Source organism: Mycolicibacterium duvalii (genome assembly GCF_010726645.1).
Lineage (GTDB): Bacteria > Actinomycetota > Actinomycetes > Mycobacteriales > Mycobacteriaceae > Mycobacterium > Mycobacterium duvalii.
Map to the genome: position 1 here is coordinate 3199903 of NZ_AP022563.1, position 17752 is coordinate 3217654.

The window sequence follows — 17752 nt, forward strand, 5'->3', positions numbered from 1 at the left end:
GGCCCTCACTCCTCGCCGTCGACTCGGAAAACTGGGAGCAGCCATCCGTCAGTAATCGGTGAAAAATCTACGCGCACCGACATTCCGATCGTGACGTCACTAGGCGCGACATCGACGACGTTCGACACCAGTCGGGCACCAGGGGCGTCGGGAAGGTCCAGCACCGCAGGCACTAGGACGAGCTCGGGCATGCCAGGGAAGCCGTGCACCACGGCGAAACTGTAGACGGTGGCCCGGCCGCTCAGCTCGACCCAGTGCACCGCCTTTGATTGGCAAGTGGGACAGAACGGAGTCGGCGGCAGCCGGAACGTCTGGCAGTCAGCGCATTGCGGCGCGACCAGCCGACGCTCCTTCGCGGCCTGCCAGAACGGTTCTGTGTCCTTGTTGACGGCGATCCGCACGTGCTCGCCGGGGATGGTGGCGGCCAGGGTGACCGCAGCGGTGCTCATGCGGCACGACCCAGGATCAGCCCGCTCACGGGCAGGCTCGCCGGGCCACCGGTGACCAGGGCGAGTTCAGCGTCGAGAACCTGGTTGATGGCGGTGCCACGCATCTGCTCGACTCCTTCCATGATGTGGGTCATCCCGATGATGTACGCCTCGGACAGCTGACCGCCGTGGGTGTTGACCGGAATGGAACCACCTTCGTAGCGGATCGCTCCGCTCTCGACGAATGCGCCACCCTCGCCCTTGCCGCAGAACCCGTAGTCCTCGAGCTGCATCAGCACCATCGGGCTGAAGTGGTCGTACAGCAGGGCCACGTCGATATCGCCCGCGCTGATGCCGGCCTGCTCGTAAAGCCGCTTGGCGATGGGTGCATTGCCCGACGAGGCGAAGTATTCGTCGGGCATACCCATCCAGGCGAATGCCCTCCCCCAGTCGCGGACGCCACCGTGGGCGGCGGCAACCACGGGGACCGGCGGCTGCTTGCAATCCTTCGCTCGGTCGGCGCTGGTGGTGATCACCGCCACCGCGCCATCGGTCTCCTGGCAGAAGTCGTAGAGGCACAGGGGTTCTGCGATCATCCGTGCGTTGAAGTAGTCCTCGAGCGTCAATGGCTCGGGGTGCATGGCCTTCGGTCGATTCGCCGCGTTCGCCCGCGTCGAAAGGGCAATCTCGGCGAACGCTTCGCGACGGGTACCGTACAAGTGCATGTGCCGCCGGGCCATGACCGACATCAGGTGTCCAGGACCGAAGAGGCCGGATGGCTGCAGGAACGAGTTGATCGGATCCGGCTCCAACGCCGAGAAGACCGAACCCAACCGCTGCTTGGCCTGCTGCAGCGCCATCACCGTGACCACCACCGAGGCGTCGCCGGCCACGATGGCGGCTCGAGCCAGCCCGATCGCACCCGCCGAACCACCGCCACCGGAGGTCAACGCCGCGGTGAAACGGATCTCCGGAATCCCCAGGGTTTCCATGAAGTCGGCGGAGTCCATCTTCTCGGTGTAACCCGCGCTGGCACCGGAGTAGTAGGCGAACCCATCGATGTCGGTGACCGGTATGCCGGCGTCCTCACAGGCCGCCAGGATTGCGTCGCCGGCCAATTCGGTGATCGACTTCGGTAGCGATCCGCCGCGCTTGTAGTACGGTGTGGCGCCGACGCCGACGATCGCAACGTCGCGCAGGCCAGACGAATTAGACACGGGCTCAGAACTTTTCGGTCGGGATAGGCGGCACGCTAGGGAACAGTTCGTAGAACGTGCCCTGGGTGATGCGCAGCCGGGTCTCATCGCTCACACCGTCGAACAGCCCCTTGAGGGTGTCCTGCGTGTGACCGAAGGTGCCCTCCATGTGCGGGTAGTCGCTGCCGAACATCACGTTCCTGTAGCCCATATGTTCGTAGGCGGCGACCGCGGTCTCGTCGTGCTGGAAGGACGCGTAGACCTGGCTGAACAAGATCTCCTTGGGATTGCGGGTGAGCTTCGGCCGCACGGCCATGTGGTGCTGGCGGTAGCCCTCCAGCAGGCGGTCGCCCAGGAAAGGCACCCAGGTCGCACCTCCCTCGGAGATCAGTACCTTGAGGTCGGGGTGCCGGTCCAGCGCACCGGAAGCGACCATCTTCATCGCCGCCCGCTGACCCGAGAACGTCGTCTCCGCGTAGTTCATGATTGCGCCGCCCGGCCCGCGGTACACCTGCCCCGCGCCGCCCGATGCGCCGCCCACTGTCATGTCGACCGGGTCGGTGCCGATGTGGAACGCGATCACCATGCCGGCGTCCTCGGCAGCCGCCCAGAACGGCTCCCATTCCTTGCGGTGCCAATCAGGGGCGCTGGGATGCGGGGTGGTCGGCAGGAAGACCGCCTTGAAGCCCTGTTCGGCGGCCCAGCGCAACTCCTCGACCGCATCCTCGACCACCAGGGTCGACACCTGCGCGGTCACCACGTACCGCGGCGACACCGCGCAGATTTCCTCGAGTGCCCACTCGTTGCTGGCGCGCATGCACGCCTTCAGCAGTTCGGGAGTGCGGAAGGTCGACCCCCACATACCGAGCGACGGGAAGATCACCTCACCCCACACGCCCTCCTTGTCCAGGTCGCCGAGCCGGACCTTCGCGTCGCGAATGCCCTGCGGCTTCATGCTCTCCTCGATGAAAGCCGTCATCGCGGACGACGGCAGCTTGCGCCGGAAGATCTGCCCGTCCACGGAGACGGTTTCGTACTCGCCGTCCGGGTCTTTCTCCGCGCGCGGCGTCAGGTCGGCGAGCGCCTTTGGCAACCGGGACTGCCAGAGGTCCTCGGGCTCCAGGAAGTGGGAGTCGCCCGAATTCGTCCAGATCATGCTCATTGGTCCTCCACGGGTCTGGTTGCTCATTCGAATGATGCCAGCTGATCAAAAGCAAGTCCAGCATTTTTAATACAGCAGCATTATTATGTTCAATGGCGGCCACGCCGGTCAGACTGAGACAGACGGGAGAACGGATGACTGAGCTGGGAACCGAGTCCGCCGCTGGCACGCGGAGGCGCAACTCCTCGGGAGAATCGACCCGGGTGATGCTGATGGAGGTCGCCGAACGACTGTTCGCCACCCGCGGCATCGATGCCGTGACGCTGCGAGAGATCCAGCAGGCCGCCGGACAGTCGAACACCTCGGTCATCCGCTACCACTTCGGCTCGCGCGACGGCTTGATCCGCGCACTGATCTCATACCGTCAGGCGTCCCTCGGGGCCGATCGCCAGGAGATGCTGGCGACCATGCGCGAGCAGGGCAAGGAAGCGGATCCCCGCGCCGTGGTGTGGTTGCTGGCGCGTCCGCTGGCCAACAGCATCGCCGCCGGCGAGATGTTCGCCCCGTTCCTTGCCCGGCTCGTCGAAGATCCGCGGGCGCGCAGCGCCTACTGGCCGGATCACATCGATGACGAGTGGACCCAGGAGAAGCTCGAGGAACTCGTCGACGCCGCATTACAGGATTTGCCCGAGCGGATCCGTCGCGGCCGCACGTTCCAGTTGTACGTCAGCCTGATCAATGTGCTTGCCGCCGCGGCCCGCTCCGGGCACGGACTCAGCGAAGCGCAGCTGCATAACTACGTGGACGCCTGGGTCGGCATGCTGACCGCGCCGGTGTCGTATGAAACCCGCGCGCTGATGGCCGAACGCGGCGACTGACTGCATCCTCCGAACTGTGCAGTTCATACGGACGCCACGTGCGTGCCGTATCGAACCGCGCACTCGCTGAACCCGTCAGTTCCCGCCGACGATCTGCTTGGATCGGAGCTCGGCGATCCTGTCACCGGAAAGCCCCAGCTCCCGCAGGACGGCGTCGGTGTGCTGGCCGACCGTGCAGCCAGCGTCGGCCCTGGTCCGCGATCGCGAGAACCGGCACAGGGGCGCAAGCCGACGGTGCTGCTCGAAGATCGGGCTGACCGCCTCGACCGCGTAACCCGCCTCGAAGTACGGGTCGGTCTGCAGCACCAATTCGGAGTTGGCCTCGACTACCTCGACGCAACCGACGTCCTGGTCGGAAAGTTCGTGCTCCCACTCCAGTTTGGTCTTGGTCGCGAACACGGGCGTCAACGCGGCGGTCAGCTCGCCGTCGTGGGCGGCGCGGGACTGGGCATCGACAAAGCGTTCGTCGGCGTGCAGATCGACGTAGGGCGACAACGCCTTTGCCAGTGCGGGCCATTCCCGCGGTAGCGGCGCGGCGAGGAAGATGTACCCGTCGGACGCGCGGTACATCCGGTAGAGCGCGTTCATCCCGAAGAACTGATCGTCGGCGGCCATATGCGGCGGACGCGTCGCATAACTCGTGTTGTACGGGATCATCGCCTGCTGCACCGTGCCCAGCATGGTGGTGACCGCATTCGTCAGCGTCCGTCCGTGCCGCTTGGCGTACAGGGCGACCAGAAGTGCCGAGCCGACGCCGTGGGCTGCGATCCCGTCGGACTGCACAGCGGGGACGGCCCCGCCGGCGTGGAGTCTGACCGCCCTGCTGTGGAGGTCGTCGAGGTCGACGGGTGCCTCGCCCGTGTCGTGGCTGTCGACCAGCGCCAGACCGGAGGCCGCGCCGACGGACGGCGCGTAGGCCGCGCGGTGTGCGAACGGGCCGTCGACCCCGTAACCGGAAGTCGTGACGAAGGCCAGGTCCGGGTTGACCGCCCTGAGCGAGGCTTCGTCGATCCTCGACCGCTCGGCCGCCTTACCCCGGAAGCACTGCAGCACGATGTCGCATCGCTTCGCCAATTCGTACACCAGCTCCAGCCCCTCGGGCTTGGTGAAGTCGATGGCGACGCTTTCCTTGCCCTGCAACACCTTTGCGCCACCAGCCTCGGGGAACGCGACGAGGTTGCGCATGTTGTCACCCGCGAGCGGCTCGACCTTGATCACGCGGGCGCCCAGGTCGGCCAGCAGGGTGGCACCATACGGGCCGGCGAACATGCTGCCGAACTCGAGCACCGAGACGCCCTTGAGCGGAGGGTAGTCGGGGACGACGCCATCAGGGGTGGTCGGCCGGTCGACCAGCTCCGCTACGGACAACGCGCTGTTGTGCTCGCCGATCCGGGGCGCGGGGCGCACCTCGGTCAACGGGTTGCCGTCGACGTGAATGAGGGTCGACGGTTGCCGCACCGGCCCGAGATCAGGGTCGATTACGGTGATGGCACGGCGCTCGTGTGAGGTCTGGGGATGGTCCAGCGAGTCCTCCGGGGTCCGGAACAGCTCGCCGCTGAGGTCGGGGTTCTCCTCCATCGCCTGCTGCCATTCGGCGAGTGTGCGGGCGCCCACCCGTTCGATCATCATGTCCCACCACTCGGTGCGCAGTTCGGCGGTCGGCAGCATCGGGAAGCCCTGCCACTTCGGTTTGGCAAGCTCCTCGAGCAGGTCCAGTTCGGCGAGCCAGGCTCCGATCAACTTGGGCGACACCTGGGCGAACTGCAGCCAGCGGCCGTCCTTGGTCGGGCACACGAGCAACGCGAAGATGAGATACGCCTGTGGCCTGCTCTGATCGTCATAGGCAGCATCCATCGGCTCGAACGCACCGGGATACCGTTCCAGGACCATCTCGTAGAACCAGTTGTAGGGATCCATCGAACCCATACCGGTCACCAGATTGGTCTCGACGACCTGGCCTCGCCCGCTGGTCTCCCGCTCGAGCAGTGCGGCGAGCACCCCCTGCACCGCGGCGTGAGCCGCTCCCCACGACGCGTACGCGAATGTGATGAAAGCCGGACCCGGCCGCGGCGCGAGTCCGCGCTTTTCGTGCATGACGCCGGTCTTCGCCATCACCAGCGCCTCCCAGCCCTTGTAGTCCCGGAACGGCCCGGTCGAGCCCCAGCCGGTGATCGTCGCCACCACGAGTTGCGGGTAGGCCGTCGACAGCGCGCCGTTGGTGAGGCCGATGCGCTCGGCGGTGGTCGGCCGCATGGTGTTGACCATGACGTCGGCGCTGCGCAGGAGTATCCGTAAGCGCACGAGATCCACGTCGTCGTGCAAGTCCAGGGTGACGCTGCGCTTGCCTCGCAGCAGGGCAGGCCAGCTGGCGTGCTCGCGCAGCGGACTGCCGTCGGGGGGCTCCACCATGATCACGTCGGCGCCGCAGTCGGCGAGGAACTGCGTCGCCTGCGCTCCGGGCAGCGTCGTGGACAGATCGACCACGACGAGTCCGGCCAGTGGACCATCCGATGCGGACCCGACTTCCGGCATATCCGCTCCTCACCGCCTGCTCGCAAACCTCGTCGCGACACTTTGTGACGCGCGCCACGCAAGCATTCCAGCGGCAAAGATTAATGTCAATGCATTATTCTTGGGCGATGTCGAAAGGGCGGCCGAAGTGACCGAGGAGATGGTGACGTCGAGCGGGTTCCCTCCCATGCGGACATGGCAGGAGCCAACCGTGCGCAGCCCGGGCGGCGGCGCCGAATACGGCGACATGATCGCCGCGCTGCGGGGCTTCCTCGACGACGTCGCTGCCGCCGCTCCGGACACCGCGACGACGGTGGCCCTGACGGAGGCCCTGACGGAGTGGGCCGCCCGACTAGCCGAGGTCGCAGTCGGAGAGCGCAGGCAGATCTTCGCGAGGAGGCTCGACCTACCGGGCCGTGGGCAGACCATGTGCCCTAACTTCATTCCCGTCGCGGGCGACCGGCAGCGGGTCGCGGGCACCGTCACGTTCGGCCGGTACTTCCTCGGCGGGGGTGGGGCGGTGCACGGCGGGGCCATCCCGTTGCTCTTCGACGAGGTACTCGGCCGGCTGGCCAGCAGCGGGGATCGGACACCGGCTCGAACCGCGTATCTGCACACGGACTTCCGGTCCATCACACCCGTCGGCGAGGAGCTCGTGGTACGGGCCTGGTTCGTCAGCGAGCAGGGACGCAAACGGATCCTTCGCGCTGAGCTCATGCACGGTGAGACGCTGTGCGCCGAAGCCGAGGGACTGTTCATCGAGCTACGGCCCGGCCAACCATGATCCGTCTGGATTAGGTCGCGAGCGTGCGTGAAGCCGGGTTCCTCGCCGGCCTAACCACACGCACGTCCGCGCTAACCCCGCGCTGGTTGGCGACGCTGAATATCCCTGTCGTGCAGGGTGATCAGATCGCGTAGCGCAAGTCGGTCCGGCTTGAGCATCGCCGTCAGGGGCAGCTCGTCAACGATGAGCAATTCGTCGGGGGCCTTGTAGTCGGCCAGTTGACCCGTCACGTGTGAACGTAACTCGGCCAATGTCGGTGGTTCGGCACTTTTTGCCGGGACCACGACGGCGACGCCGATCTCTCCGATCACCGGGGCGGGACGGCCAACCACCGCAGCCTGTTTCACCCCTGGGTGTCCGGTGAGCGCTCTCTCGACCTCCCCGGGATGGACGTTGTATCCACCTCGGATGTACATGTCGCCGCTACGTCCGACGAGCACCAGGTTGCCGTCCGCGTCGAGTGTGCCGATATCTCCGGTACGCAGCCAGCCGTCGCGCAGCACCTCGGCGGTGAGTTCGGGGTTGCGCCAGTATCCACGCATCACACAGGGGCCGCTCACCTCGACGACCCCGTCGGAAGCTACGCGCACCTCCATCCCCGCGGCGGGCCGGCCGACAGTTCGGAACGCAATCTCGGCGGGGTCGGTGGGTTCGGTGCCGCAGATGGTCGGACACTCGGTCATCGCGTACCGCACAACCAGCGGAACCCCGATCCGCTCGGCGACCCGATACACCAGTTCGGGCGGCGCCGGCGCGGTAGCCACGATACCGATCCGCAGATGCGGCAACGCTTTCCGACTCACACCCTCGACCTCGAGCAGCTTGGCCCACTGGGTCGGCACGGCACCGGCCACCGTGATCCGCTCATCGCGCAGCACATCGAACATGCCCTGTGCCGACCACGGTGCCGGCGGCACCACCAGCGTGCTGCCCCACATCAACTGATCCCAGAGCTTGAACATGTAGCCGGCGTGGGCGAACGGCGTCGACGTGAGGCGCCGGTCGTAAGGGGCGCTCATGACACCCGCCGCCGCAGCCCCGGCCGCCAGCCGATGAGCGTCGAACACCGCACCCTTGGGCCTTCCCGTGGTCCCGCTGGTGAAGATCAGTGCGACCGAGTCCCACCGGGTCAGCTCCACGCGAGGCGGTCCCGATGCCGAGACATCAGTGGTCAGCGCATCTCGCTGCAGCACCCGGCATCCGGTGTCCGGCAGTGCGCCGAGTTGCTCGTCGGCGACGATCAAGGCTGGGGTGGCCTGCTGCAGGATCGACTCCATCTCGCTACGCCCAAGCCGCGGGTTCACCCCGGCGGTGATCGCGCCGATCATGGCCGCCGCGGCGTAGCACGTCGCATAGTCGATGCCCGAGGGCAGCCACAGCAGGACCACGTCGCCTTTGCCGACTCCGAGATCGGCGAATTGCGCTGCCACGCAACGGGCCCGGCCAACCCACTCGGCGAATGTGATCCGCGCGCCCGGCTCGACGTAGGCCTCGACATCACCGTGGGCGGCGGCCGCGGACTCCAGCATCGACCGGGTGTCCTCGACGTCGGAACTCACCGGCGCGCGCGACATCTACGGCTCCTCGGCGCCGAGAATAACGGTCCCGCTGGAACAGAACCAGCCGCCGGTGCCGCTGACGCAGGCGATTCGCGCGTCGGGCACCTGCCGCGGGCCGCATTCGCCGCGCAGCTGACGGGCCGCTTCAACCAACAGGAACAATCCCCGTTGGCCGGGATGGCAAGCAGACAGCCCACCACCGTCGGTGTTCGTGGGCAGCTTGCCACCCAGTCGCAGCGAGCCCTCTTCGACGAACGCGCCGCCCTCCCCCTTCGGACAGAAGCCGAGGTCCTCGAGGGTGAGCAGCAGCATGTAGGTGAATGCGTCGTAGATCTCGGCGACGTCGACGTCGGACGGGGCGACCCCGGCGCGCGCGAAGGCCAGCGGGCCGCTGACCGAAGCCGGACCGACGGTCAGGTCGTCCCACTGAGACGTGAGCATGTGCGAGGTGGTCTCGCCGGAACCGAGCACCCAGACCGGTTTGGTCGGCAGGTCCTTGGCACGCTCGGCGCTGACCAGCACGACGGCCGCGCCGCCATCACTGCGAATGCAGCAATGCAGCTTGGTGAAGGGATCGGCGATCATCGGCCCGGCCAGCACGTCGTCCACAGTGATCGGGTCGCGGTAGTAAGCCTCAGGGTTGTCGGCGGCGTTGAACCGAGCCGACACCGCCACCTCGGCCAGCTGCTCGATTGTGGTTCCGTAGGTGAACATGTGGCGCCGAGCCGCCATGGCGTACTTGGAGATCAGCGTGTGGCCGTAAGGCGCTTCCCATTGCAGGGGGCCGCGGACACCCCAGTTTATGTTGGCGCCGCGTAAACCTTTGCGGAGATCCGACCGAGCGGTGGAACCGTAGGTCAGCAGCACCACGTCGGCGTGCCCGGCAGCGATCGCGTCCACCGCGTGCGCCGCCATCACTTCCCACGACGCGCCACCGACGGCGGTCGAGTCGATCCAGCGCGGCCGCAGCCCGAGGTATTCGCCGACGTCGACCGGCGGCAAGGTGCCCTGACCGGTGGAGGCCAATCCGTCGATGTCTGCGGGTGTCAGTCCTGCATCGGCCAGGGCGCGCCTACTGGCCTGGGCGATCAGCTCATAGGCCCCTTTGTGGTCGACGCGCCCCACGTCGGAGAGGGCGACGCCGGCGATCGCGACGGCGCGGCTCACTGGGCGCGGTCCTGGGCGAGCAACTCGGCGAGCACGTCGGCCGGCTCAGCGAAGAGGTGCCGAAACACGTGGGCACGCTTGAGGTACAGATGCATGTCGTTCTCGAATGTGTAGCCCATTCCGCCGAAGACCTGGATGCCCGCGGCAGCATTGTCGACGGCTGCCGAGCCGGCCACCGTGGCTGCCGAGAGCACCTGCAGCAGCGCATCCGGGCGTTCACTCGCCAAAGCGATTGCGGCGAACAGGGTCTGGGCCTGTGCGGCCTCGGCGGCGATCTCCATGTTCACACAGGCGTGCTTGATGGCTTGATGAACGCCGATCGGCTTCCCGAATTGCTCCCGGGTCTTGGCGTGTTCGGTCGCCAGCGCTGCAGCAGCCGACGCCAGGCCTGTGAGGTAGGCGGCGGCAAGCACCACGGCGCGCCCCCAGACCCAGTCGTCTTCGCTTGACAGCCAGTGCGACGCCTCCACGGACTCGACTGTGGCCGAGGACATCCGGGTGCCCGGGTCGGCAGCACTCACGGGGGTCAGCGGACCGAGTGACTCGATGTCGACCAGCGCGGCGCCGACGCGGCCCACCACCAGGGCGTGCGACGCGCCCGCCGGCTCGAACAGATCGAAGGTGCCCTTGACCGGCCGCACGTCGCCGTCGCCCCGCAGCACTGCGAGCGCCACCAGGGCTGTCCCGGAGCCAATGCGCTCGGCAAGCGCCACATCGCCGCAGCGGGCGGCCACCCGCGCGGCCAGGGTGCACGCGAGAAACGGACCCGGCGAAAGGCGCTTGCCGAGCTCGATGAACAGCAGCGCTTCGTCGTCGAACGTGCGCCCCGACCCGCCTGCCTCCTCGTCGAGTCCGAGTGTGAGCAGACCGAGTTCGGCGCACTCCCGCCAAAGGCCTTCAGGCACCGCCGCTTCCGCATGGCGGTGGGCGCGAATGCTTTCGATGGGCATCCGCTCGGCGAGGAATTCTCCTGCAGTCTCGATGATTTCGAGCTGCTCGGGTCCAGGCAGCAGATTCACGACGATCTCCTCATCGAATTCAACGGGGCAATCCGAGCACGCGTTCGCCGACGATGTTGCGCTGAATCTCCGACGTACCGCCACCAATGGCCTGGGAAAAGCTGTAGTAGTAGTAACCGACCCAACCGTCGTCGTCCCACCGCGACGTGTGGCGGATCGCCCCCGACCCCACAATGTCCATCGCCAGCTTGCCGATCTCTTTGGCCAGTTCGGAGTACATCAACTTGACGATCGAGCCGCGCGGACCGGGCGTTTCGGTCTTCATGGCCTCGCAGATGTTGGTATAGGTGAGGGCGCGCAGCGACGCCACCGAGGCGCGGGCCGTGGCCAGCCGCCGCGCGATCTCGTCGTCAGCGATGGCGGGCCTGCGTCCGTCGGGGCCGACGTGGTCGCGGGCATAGTCGATGAGGTCCTCGATGATCTTGGCCAACCTCACCTGGTTGGCAGTGAACGCGGTGCCGCGCTCGAAGGACAGCGTCGCCATCGCGACCGACCAGCCTTCCCCCACGTCGCCGACCACGTCGGACAGCGGGATGCGGACGTCGTCATAGAACACCTCGCAGAACTCCGAGCCGCCCTCGATGGTCTCGATCGGGCGCACATCGATGCCCGGGGTGTTCATGTCGCAGATGACCCAGGTGATGCCCTTGTGCTTGCTGCCGGTGGTGTCAGTGCGGACCAGCAGTTCCTGGTAGTCCGCGACGGTGGCGAAACTGGTCCACAACTTCTGGCCGGACACCACCAGGTGCTCCCCGTCGATGACCGCCTTGGTGCGCAATGCTGCCAGGTCCGAACCGGCGCCGGGCTCGGAGAAGCCCTGACACCAGATCACCTCACCGCGAAGGATCTTCGGCAAGTGGAAGGATTTCTGCTCCTCGGTGGCCCTGGTGATCAGCGTGGGCCCGGCGTGCGAGTTGCCGACGAAGCACGCGTCGATGCCGGGGAACCCCCGCGCCGCGTATTCCTCGTACCAGATCAACTGCTGAAGCAACGTCAGCCCTTTGCCGCCGTACTCCTGCGGCCACGCGATACCCGCCCAGCCACCATCCCATTGGGTGCGCTGCCAGGCGAGGTCGTACTCGCGGATGCCCGCGTCGTCGCGCGGCCGTGGCTCGCTCGGTCGGTTCTCATCGAGCCACGTGCTGACCTGGTCGCGGAACTCGAGTTGGTCAGGCGTGAAATCGAGGTCCATGATTCGAAAGTGTAGGTGACACGATAGTCAGAAACAATGCGTTGATTACGGTCGGCGGTATTTGGCCGTCAGTTCCTCGGCACCGCGCGCCAGCAGTGCCACGTCCGCCCCCACGAGCACAAAGGACGCGCCTGCCCCCACGTAGCGGCGCGCCACCGACTCTTTGAACGCGTTCACCCCGGCACTCTTGCCGTGTTCGAGGATCGCCTCCAGCGCTTTCTCGATGGCGCACAACACATCTGGATGCTCCGGTTGGCCGAGCTTACCCATCGAAGCCGCGAGGTCGGCCGGTCCGATGAACACCGCATCCACGCCGTCTACGTCGGCAATGTCACCAAGGTGCGCCAAGCCGGCGACGCTCTCCACCTGCACGGTCAGGGACACCGTGGCATCGGCGGTGACAAGGTAGTCAGATATGCGGTTCCACCGGGATGCGCGCGCCAGTGCGCTGCCCACTCCCCGGATGCCTGCGGGCGGGTAACGGGTGGCGGCGACGGCGGCAGCAGCCTCGCGGGCATCGTCGATCATCGGGACGATGATGTTCTGTACGCCGATGTCGAGGAGTTGCTTGATGAAGACCGGGTCGGCGGACGGCGGACGAACCAGCACGTCGACGTCCGGATAGCCGGCGAGCACCTGCAGTTGTTCGAGCGTGGTACGGAGGTCGTTGGGCGCGTGTTCCTGATCCAGCAATACCCAGTCGATTCCCGATCCCGCGCAGATCTCGGTCACGTAGCCGCTTCCTGAGGCCAGCCACATGCCGAACCGCGGGTCGCCGTCGCCGATGCGCTGCGTCCACCGATTCGTCACGATTCCGGCCCGTCGAACGAGACCGACACCGTGCCCAGTGGACCGTAGTCGGCGACGAAGCTGTCCCCCGGTTCGGCGAAAACCGGCTTGGTGAACGACCCGGACAGGATCACCTCGCCTGGCTCCAACGAAACACCATGCGGTGCAAGCCGGTTCGCCAACCACGCGACGCCGTTGCCGGGGTGGTTGAGCACCGCGGCGGCCACCCCGGACTCCTCGATGGTGCCGTTGCGCAGCAGCAGAGCCGCGACCCAGCGCAGGTCGATGTCCAGCGGCCGCACCACCCGCCCACCGAGCACGAGCCCCGCGTCGGCCGCGTTGTCGGCGATGGTGTCGACGATGGTGCGCAGGTGACCGGTCTCGGGATCCGACATCTGCACCCTGGCGTCGAGAATCTCCAATGCGGGCGTGACGAACTCGCATGCCCGGAGGACGTCGAACAGCGTGACGCCCGGACCGCGCAGCTGCTCGCCCAACACGAAGGCCAACTCGACCTCGACACGCGGCCGGATGAAACGGCCGAGCGGAACCCGGCCGCCGTCCTCGACGAACATGTCGTCGAAGAGAGCGCCGTAGTCCGGTTCGTCGATCGACACCGCGCGCTGCATCACCTTCGACGTCAGGCCGATCTTGCGGCCCTTGACGTGCAGGCCGTCGGCGACCTTCAGCGCGACGAGCGCCCGCTGGACGGCATAGGCGTCCTCGATGGTCATGTCGGGGTAGTCGAGGGACAGCTGCCGAATCGGCGTGCGTGTCTGCTCAGCCTCGTACAACCGGCGCGCGATTGCGTCGAGCTCGGTGCCAGCGGGTCTCGTCATGATCTGATGCTCTTCGCGCAGGCGCTCATCATCGAGTCAGAAAATCCACAGCCGCCGCGTTGAACGACTCGGGGTCCTCGAAGTGCGGCCAGTGCCGCACCGACGCCATCTCGAAGACCTCGGAGTTCGGGATCAAGCCGGCGATCGTACGCGCGGTGTCCTGGTACACGCCGTGATCCTTGCCCGACGCCACGATCATCACGGGGGCAGTGATGCCGCGCCACCCGTCGTCGGGAATCAGGTTGCGCTCGCGCACCTTCTCGTCCTGCAGGATCAGCAGCCGGTCGATGGTGTTGCGGGTGTCTTCGCGCCGGTAAACCGCCTGGCGCAGCCCGATCAGATCGGGCAGCCGGTTGCCCTCGTCGGCGATCAGATGGGCGAATACGGCATGTAACGACTCCCATGTCGGCTCATTCACCGCCTTGGTGCGCTCCGCGCGGATACGCGCCATGTTCGCCGCCGACGCCTCCCGCCCGGCCGGCGACATCAGGACCACCCTGTCCACCCGGTCGGGATGACCGACCGCAATCGCGGATGCGACGAAGGCGCCGAGCGACATGGCGACTAAGTGGGCCGACGTCATCCCGAAGTGGTCCATCACCCCCAGCACGTGCTCGACATAGATCGCGATCTCGTAGTCGTAGTCCGGCTTGTCCGAGAACCCGTTGCCCACCATGTCGATGGCCACGCAGTGGAAGTGCTCGCTCAACGCAGCCAGATTCGGGGCGAACGTCTCCCAGTGCCCGCCGGTGCCGTGCAGCAGGATGAGGTGCGGCTTGTCCGGGCTGCCGGCCTCGGCGTATCGCGTACTCACGGCCGCGCCGTTGACCGAGATCTCGACGAAGCCCTGACGGAAGTCCAATTCCTTCAGGTACATCCAGATGCTGCGGTAGTCGTCGGTGTCCACAACGGCCCCGACAGCCGCCGGGGCGGTGGTGGCAGGTACTTGCGCTTGGCTCATCTCACCTTCTCAGTTTCGCTATCTGACATCACTGTCATCTACTGCCGGCGTCACGGCGCTTGTCTGACCATCGTCGCACAGACGATATGTTCGCATGTAGACAACAACTCACACCACCCAGCCGACGTCCTCGGCGCGTACGGCCATTGCACATACTTCCATTGCTTCTGACAGTTGTATGCGGTAGAACTGAGCGAGTGAACACCCCAGCCGGACGCCGCGTCCTCGCCGAACTCGCCAACGAGTTCGCAGCGGTGCGTTTGTCGTTGGACGTCAGCGGCAACGGCCCCCGCCTGCTTGTCGAAGACCTCGAGAGTGGCGAACACGTCTTCCTTTGCCCGCTGGAGTTGGCGAGCTTCACCGAGGCCACCCCCGAGGACCGCGAGGACTGGCTGCGAGTGGGCAACTACCGCGGAGAACGTCGACCCGGGAAGCGTTCGTGAGCACGCCCGACGTCGACCTGGTCGGACTGGGCATGACGGCGATGTCGCTGAGGCCGGGTGCCACACCGCTCGAACTGGCCGCCGAGGCAACTGGCATCGCGCTGGCCGACGCCGGACTCGGGCGCGCAGACATCGACGGCCTCCTGGTCGGCTCGTCGCAGGGCGTGCGGCCGGACCGACTGGGCGTCGGCTTCGCCGCACGAGGCGGCTTCTCGGACCTACGCCTCCTCGAACACGTCGAGATCAAGGGCGCCACCACGATTGCCATGATCCAGCGCGCGCGCCACGCGATCACCACCGGCGAGGCGACGACCGTGGTGTGCGTGTTCGCCGACGCGCCGCTGGTTGCAGGTCGCGGCGCGGGCTCGTCGTACGCGCACAGCGGCGGCAACGTCGGGGTCCGCGGGTTGGAGCGGGCCTCAGGACTGCTCGGATCGGTGCCGACATACGCGCTGCTGGCCCAGCGGTGGCTGCACGTCACCGAAACCGATGCCGACGCATTACGCGCGGTGGCCGTCACCGCACGAGCGTGGGCGCGCGGCAATCCCGACGCTGTAAACCGCGAACCGCTCGACGATGCCGGCTACAACGCCAGCCCGATGATCGCCGAACCACTGCGGTTGTTGGACTGTGCGCGGCCGGTGAACGGGGCGGTCGCCGTGGTGCTCACCGGTTCGGCCTCGATCGGCGACACCCGACTGCGGGTGCTCGGCACCGGCCGGGAGCATCCGGTCCGACGCCGACGCGCAGGCGCCGAATCGTGGTTCGGCGGCGGGGCGAGAGCGGTGGACGACGCGTTGGAACAGGCCGGCATGACACGCTCGGACCTCGATGTCGCCGAGCTCTATGACCCGTTCTCCATCGTCACGCTGGTGCTGCTCGAGGAATACCGGCTCACCGGTGACGTCCCGGTGGGCGCCTTCGTCGGGGAGGGTCACACCGGACCGGGCGGCACGCTGCCGACCAACACCGGCGGCGGCCAACTGTCCGGGTTCTACCTGCAAGGCATGACGCCCCTGGCCGAGGCCGTGATCCAGCTCCGCGGCGCGGGCCGGGATCGTCAGGTTCCCGACGCCACCGTGGCCTTGGTCGGCGGCATCGGAGGTCGGCTTGACCACCATGCTGCGCTGGTGTTGGAGCGTGTGGCGTGACCACCGTGGACAAGCGGCTGCTCGAGGACTGGTTGCTGGATCCAGCACTGGCACCCGATGCTGAGCTCGATGTCCTGGCGCCGCTGTACCGGGCGGCGGAACGGCACGAGCTGGCACTGCCGTTCTGCGCGGCGTGCGAGAATCCACTGGAACTCGACCAGGAAGTCTGCGACTACTGCGGGGGCACCGAACCCGACTGGCGCACAGTCGAACTACGCGGGACCGTCCACGCCGCAACTCTGATGCACCGACGCGAACCCGGGCTGGTCCATGCGCAGGCCCCCTACCCCATCGTCGACGTCGAACTGGCCAGCGGACACCGCTTGCTGATGACGTCCGCGCAGCCCGCGGACGGCGTGCCGGCCATCGGCGGAACAGTGCGCATCGGCTTCCGCCGCCTCGGCGGCGTCGCAATCCCAGCCATCGACACCTTGGAGGACGAGTGACAACGCTCGAATCAGCCACTGCCACTGACGATTTCGATGTCAATAGCGTCGTCCGTGATGACCGGGTGCACGGGTCGGTCTACACCTCGGCCGAGATCTTTCGCCGCGAAATGGCGACCATCTTCAAGACCGGCTGGGTCTACGTCGCGCACGAAAGCGAGGTAAGCGAGCCTGGCGACTACCTCACCCGGCTCATCGGCCACGAGCCAGTCGTGGTGGTGCGCGGCAAGGACGGCGTGGTGCGCGTGGCGCTCAACCGCTGCACACACCGCGCCAACAAGTTGTGCAACGCCGAGAAAGGCAATACCAACTCGTTCCGCTGCCCCTACCACGGCTGGACCTTTACCAACACCGGTGCGCTACAAGGTGTTCCGATGCGGGAGGGCTACGGCGAGGCCTTCAACCAGGTGCGCTCCGAACTGAGCCTGGCGCAGGCGCCCCGGGTCGACAGTTACGGCGGCTTCGTCTTCGCGTCGCTGGCGCCCGACGGCGTCTCCCTGCGCGAACACCTCGGCAAGGCGACGGGCGCCATCGACCGACTGCTCAACCTGTCCCCCACCCGCGAAATCGACCTACGGGCCGGCTGGATGAAGCATCTGCACCACGCCAACTGGAAGATGGTTGTGGAGAACAACGTCGACGGCTACCACGCGCTGTTCACGCACGCCTCGGTATATGACGCGATCAAGCCGGCCAAGGTGTCCCACGTCCCGACGAAGGTCGACGTCCTGGTCCGCGACCTCGGCGACGGACACTCCGAGATCGATTACACCGACGAATACCGCAAGCTGGACGAGGAATTCATCTGGTACGGCCGAATCCCGCGGGCGAAGCTCGGCGGTTACGTCGACGCACTGGAGCAGGCATACGGACCCGAGCAGGCGCACGATGCTCTGGTGGTGGGCCCCCCGCACACCCTGATCTGGCCCAATCTGTTCCTGGCCGAGATGAACGTCATGTTCGTCGAGCCGCAGGCCCCCGACCGCACCGTCGCCTACACCACGGCCGTGTTGATCCCGGGTCAGGACGCACTGAACGAACGCACGCTGAGGCGCTCTGAAGGGGCGATGGGTCCGGCGGGGTTCCTGATCGCCGACGACGGCGAAATCGGCATGCGCAACCAGGCCGGCCTCGCCGCCGAGTTACCCGAGTGGCTGGTGCTGGCACGCGGTGTAGAGCATGACATCACCGACGACACCGGAATCATCAACCGGGACAAGAGCGCTGAGACACCGCAGCGCGGGTTCTACTCGCAGTGGGCAGCCGTGGTCGGCGGGAGGGCGTGAA

Annotated in this window: 17 protein-coding genes; 6 read left to right on the forward strand and 11 right to left on the reverse strand. The window is 66.8% G+C overall.

Going from position 1 to position 17752, the window contains the following annotated elements; translation table 11 throughout:
• Positions 1–5 precede the first annotated feature (5 nt).
• Genes G6N31_RS15070 through G6N31_RS15080 form a run of 3 tightly spaced genes read right to left on the reverse strand, consistent with a single transcriptional unit; the run spans position 6 to position 2786 of the window.
• Positions 6–449 (reverse strand): Zn-ribbon domain-containing OB-fold protein, encoded by a 444-nt coding sequence (locus tag G6N31_RS15070; RefSeq protein ID WP_069412410.1) that lies wholly within the window; start codon positions 447–449, stop codon positions 6–8.
• On the reverse strand, positions 446–1645 hold the full coding sequence (locus G6N31_RS15075) for a thiolase C-terminal domain-containing protein (RefSeq protein ID WP_069412411.1): 1200 nt from the start codon (positions 1643–1645) through the stop codon (positions 446–448). The genes G6N31_RS15070 and G6N31_RS15075 overlap by 4 nt, the downstream gene beginning before the upstream one ends.
• Positions 1646–1649: 4 nt before the next feature.
• Positions 1650–2786, reverse strand: coding sequence for an amidohydrolase family protein (locus G6N31_RS15080; protein ID WP_069412412.1), 1137 nt, complete (start codon positions 2784–2786; stop codon positions 1650–1652).
• A 134-nt stretch (positions 2787–2920) separates the two neighbouring features.
• Between G6N31_RS15080 and G6N31_RS15085 the strand changes: the two genes are divergently transcribed.
• Entirely contained in the window at positions 2921–3604 is a 684-nt protein-coding gene (locus G6N31_RS15085; RefSeq protein WP_098002348.1) for a TetR/AcrR family transcriptional regulator, read from the forward strand.
• Between the two features lie 75 nt (positions 3605–3679).
• Here the strand turns inward: G6N31_RS15085 and G6N31_RS15090 are convergent, their stop codons facing one another.
• Positions 3680–6136: a CaiB/BaiF CoA-transferase family protein gene (locus tag G6N31_RS15090; RefSeq protein ID WP_098002347.1), complete on the reverse strand. Its 2457-nt coding sequence runs from the start codon at positions 6134–6136 to the stop codon at positions 3680–3682.
• 226 nt (positions 6137–6362) lie between these two features.
• On the opposite strand from G6N31_RS15090, the gene G6N31_RS15095 reads away from it, so the two are divergent.
• Entirely contained in the window at positions 6363–6899 is a 537-nt protein-coding gene (locus G6N31_RS15095) for a hotdog domain-containing protein (RefSeq protein ID WP_179964343.1), read from the forward strand.
• Positions 6900–6970: 71 nt separating this feature from the next.
• Here the strand turns inward: G6N31_RS15095 and G6N31_RS15100 are convergent, their stop codons facing one another.
• The 7 genes from G6N31_RS15100 to G6N31_RS15130 are packed head-to-tail and all read right to left on the reverse strand — an operon-like array spanning position 6971 to position 14425.
• Positions 6971–8473 (reverse strand): class I adenylate-forming enzyme family protein, encoded by a 1503-nt coding sequence (locus tag G6N31_RS15100; RefSeq protein WP_098002346.1) that lies wholly within the window; start codon positions 8471–8473, stop codon positions 6971–6973.
• Complete coding sequence (locus tag G6N31_RS15105) at positions 8474–9625, reverse strand: acetyl-CoA acetyltransferase (protein WP_098002345.1); 1152 nt, start codon at positions 9623–9625, stop codon at positions 8474–8476. It abuts the gene before it with no gap.
• Positions 9622–10644, reverse strand: coding sequence for an acyl-CoA dehydrogenase family protein (locus tag G6N31_RS15110; protein ID WP_098002344.1), 1023 nt, complete (start codon positions 10642–10644; stop codon positions 9622–9624). Before G6N31_RS15110 ends, G6N31_RS15105 begins: the two co-directional genes overlap by 4 nt.
• Positions 10645–10663: 19 nt before the next feature.
• Positions 10664–11836, reverse strand: a complete 1173-nt coding sequence (locus G6N31_RS15115) for an acyl-CoA dehydrogenase family protein (protein ID WP_098002343.1) — start codon at positions 11834–11836, stop codon at positions 10664–10666.
• A 45-nt stretch (positions 11837–11881) separates the two neighbouring features.
• On the reverse strand, positions 11882–12646 hold the full coding sequence (locus G6N31_RS15120; RefSeq protein WP_272938767.1) for an aldolase/citrate lyase family protein: 765 nt from the start codon (positions 12644–12646) through the stop codon (positions 11882–11884).
• On the reverse strand, positions 12643–13464 hold the full coding sequence (gene hpaH / locus G6N31_RS15125; protein WP_069412419.1) for a 2-oxo-hept-4-ene-1,7-dioate hydratase: 822 nt from the start codon (positions 13462–13464) through the stop codon (positions 12643–12645). The genes G6N31_RS15120 and hpaH overlap by 4 nt, the downstream gene beginning before the upstream one ends.
• 28 nt (positions 13465–13492) lie before the next feature.
• Positions 13493–14425 (reverse strand): alpha/beta fold hydrolase, encoded by a 933-nt coding sequence (locus tag G6N31_RS15130; protein ID WP_069412420.1) that lies wholly within the window; start codon positions 14423–14425, stop codon positions 13493–13495.
• 197 nt (positions 14426–14622) lie between these two features.
• Here G6N31_RS15130 and G6N31_RS15135 point away from each other — a divergent pair, with 197 nt between their 5' ends.
• From G6N31_RS15135 to G6N31_RS15150, 4 genes are read left to right on the forward strand one after another with little or no spacing between them, the layout of a single operon-like run.
• Positions 14623–14868 (forward strand): hypothetical protein, encoded by a 246-nt coding sequence (locus G6N31_RS15135; protein WP_098002342.1) that lies wholly within the window; start codon positions 14623–14625, stop codon positions 14866–14868.
• Positions 14869–14900: 32 nt separating this feature from the next.
• Positions 14901–16019 (forward strand): thiolase family protein, encoded by a 1119-nt coding sequence (locus G6N31_RS15140; protein WP_098002383.1) that lies wholly within the window; start codon positions 14901–14903, stop codon positions 16017–16019.
• Positions 16016–16465: a Zn-ribbon domain-containing OB-fold protein gene (locus G6N31_RS15145; protein WP_069412422.1), complete on the forward strand. Its 450-nt coding sequence runs from the start codon at positions 16016–16018 to the stop codon at positions 16463–16465. Before G6N31_RS15140 ends, G6N31_RS15145 begins: the two co-directional genes overlap by 4 nt.
• The gene (locus G6N31_RS15150; protein ID WP_179964187.1) at positions 16462–17751 is read left to right on the forward strand and encodes an aromatic ring-hydroxylating oxygenase subunit alpha; all 1290 of its coding nucleotides are present in this window, start codon (positions 16462–16464) and stop codon (positions 17749–17751) included. The genes G6N31_RS15145 and G6N31_RS15150 overlap by 4 nt, the downstream gene beginning before the upstream one ends.
• Position 17752 lies beyond the last annotated feature (1 nt).

Bases quoted from the DNA above. Each gene is read 5' to 3' on its own strand.
- G6N31_RS15085 (WP_098002348.1), top strand. From the start codon at position 2,921: ATGACTGAGCTGGGAACCGAGTCCGCCGCTGGCACGCGGAGGCGCAAC.
- G6N31_RS15070 (WP_069412410.1), bottom strand. From the start codon at position 449: ATGAGCACCGCTGCGGTCACCCTGGCCGCCACCATCCCCGGCGAGCAC.
- G6N31_RS15100 (WP_098002346.1), bottom strand. From the start codon at position 8,473: ATGTCGCGCGCGCCGGTGAGTTCCGACGTCGAGGACACCCGGTCGATG.
- G6N31_RS15090 (WP_098002347.1), bottom strand. From the start codon at position 6,136: ATGCCGGAAGTCGGGTCCGCATCGGATGGTCCACTGGCCGGACTCGTC.
- G6N31_RS15130 (WP_069412420.1), bottom strand. From the start codon at position 14,425: ATGAGCCAAGCGCAAGTACCTGCCACCACCGCCCCGGCGGCTGTCGGG.
- hpaH (WP_069412419.1), bottom strand. From the start codon at position 13,464: ATGACGAGACCCGCTGGCACCGAGCTCGACGCAATCGCGCGCCGGTTG.
- G6N31_RS15140 (WP_098002383.1), top strand. From the start codon at position 14,901: ATGACGGCGATGTCGCTGAGGCCGGGTGCCACACCGCTCGAACTGGCC.
- G6N31_RS15080 (WP_069412412.1), bottom strand. From the start codon at position 2,786: ATGAGCATGATCTGGACGAATTCGGGCGACTCCCACTTCCTGGAGCCC.
- G6N31_RS15095 (WP_179964343.1), top strand. From the start codon at position 6,363: ATGATCGCCGCGCTGCGGGGCTTCCTCGACGACGTCGCTGCCGCCGCT.
- G6N31_RS15115 (WP_098002343.1), bottom strand. From the start codon at position 11,836: ATGGACCTCGATTTCACGCCTGACCAACTCGAGTTCCGCGACCAGGTC.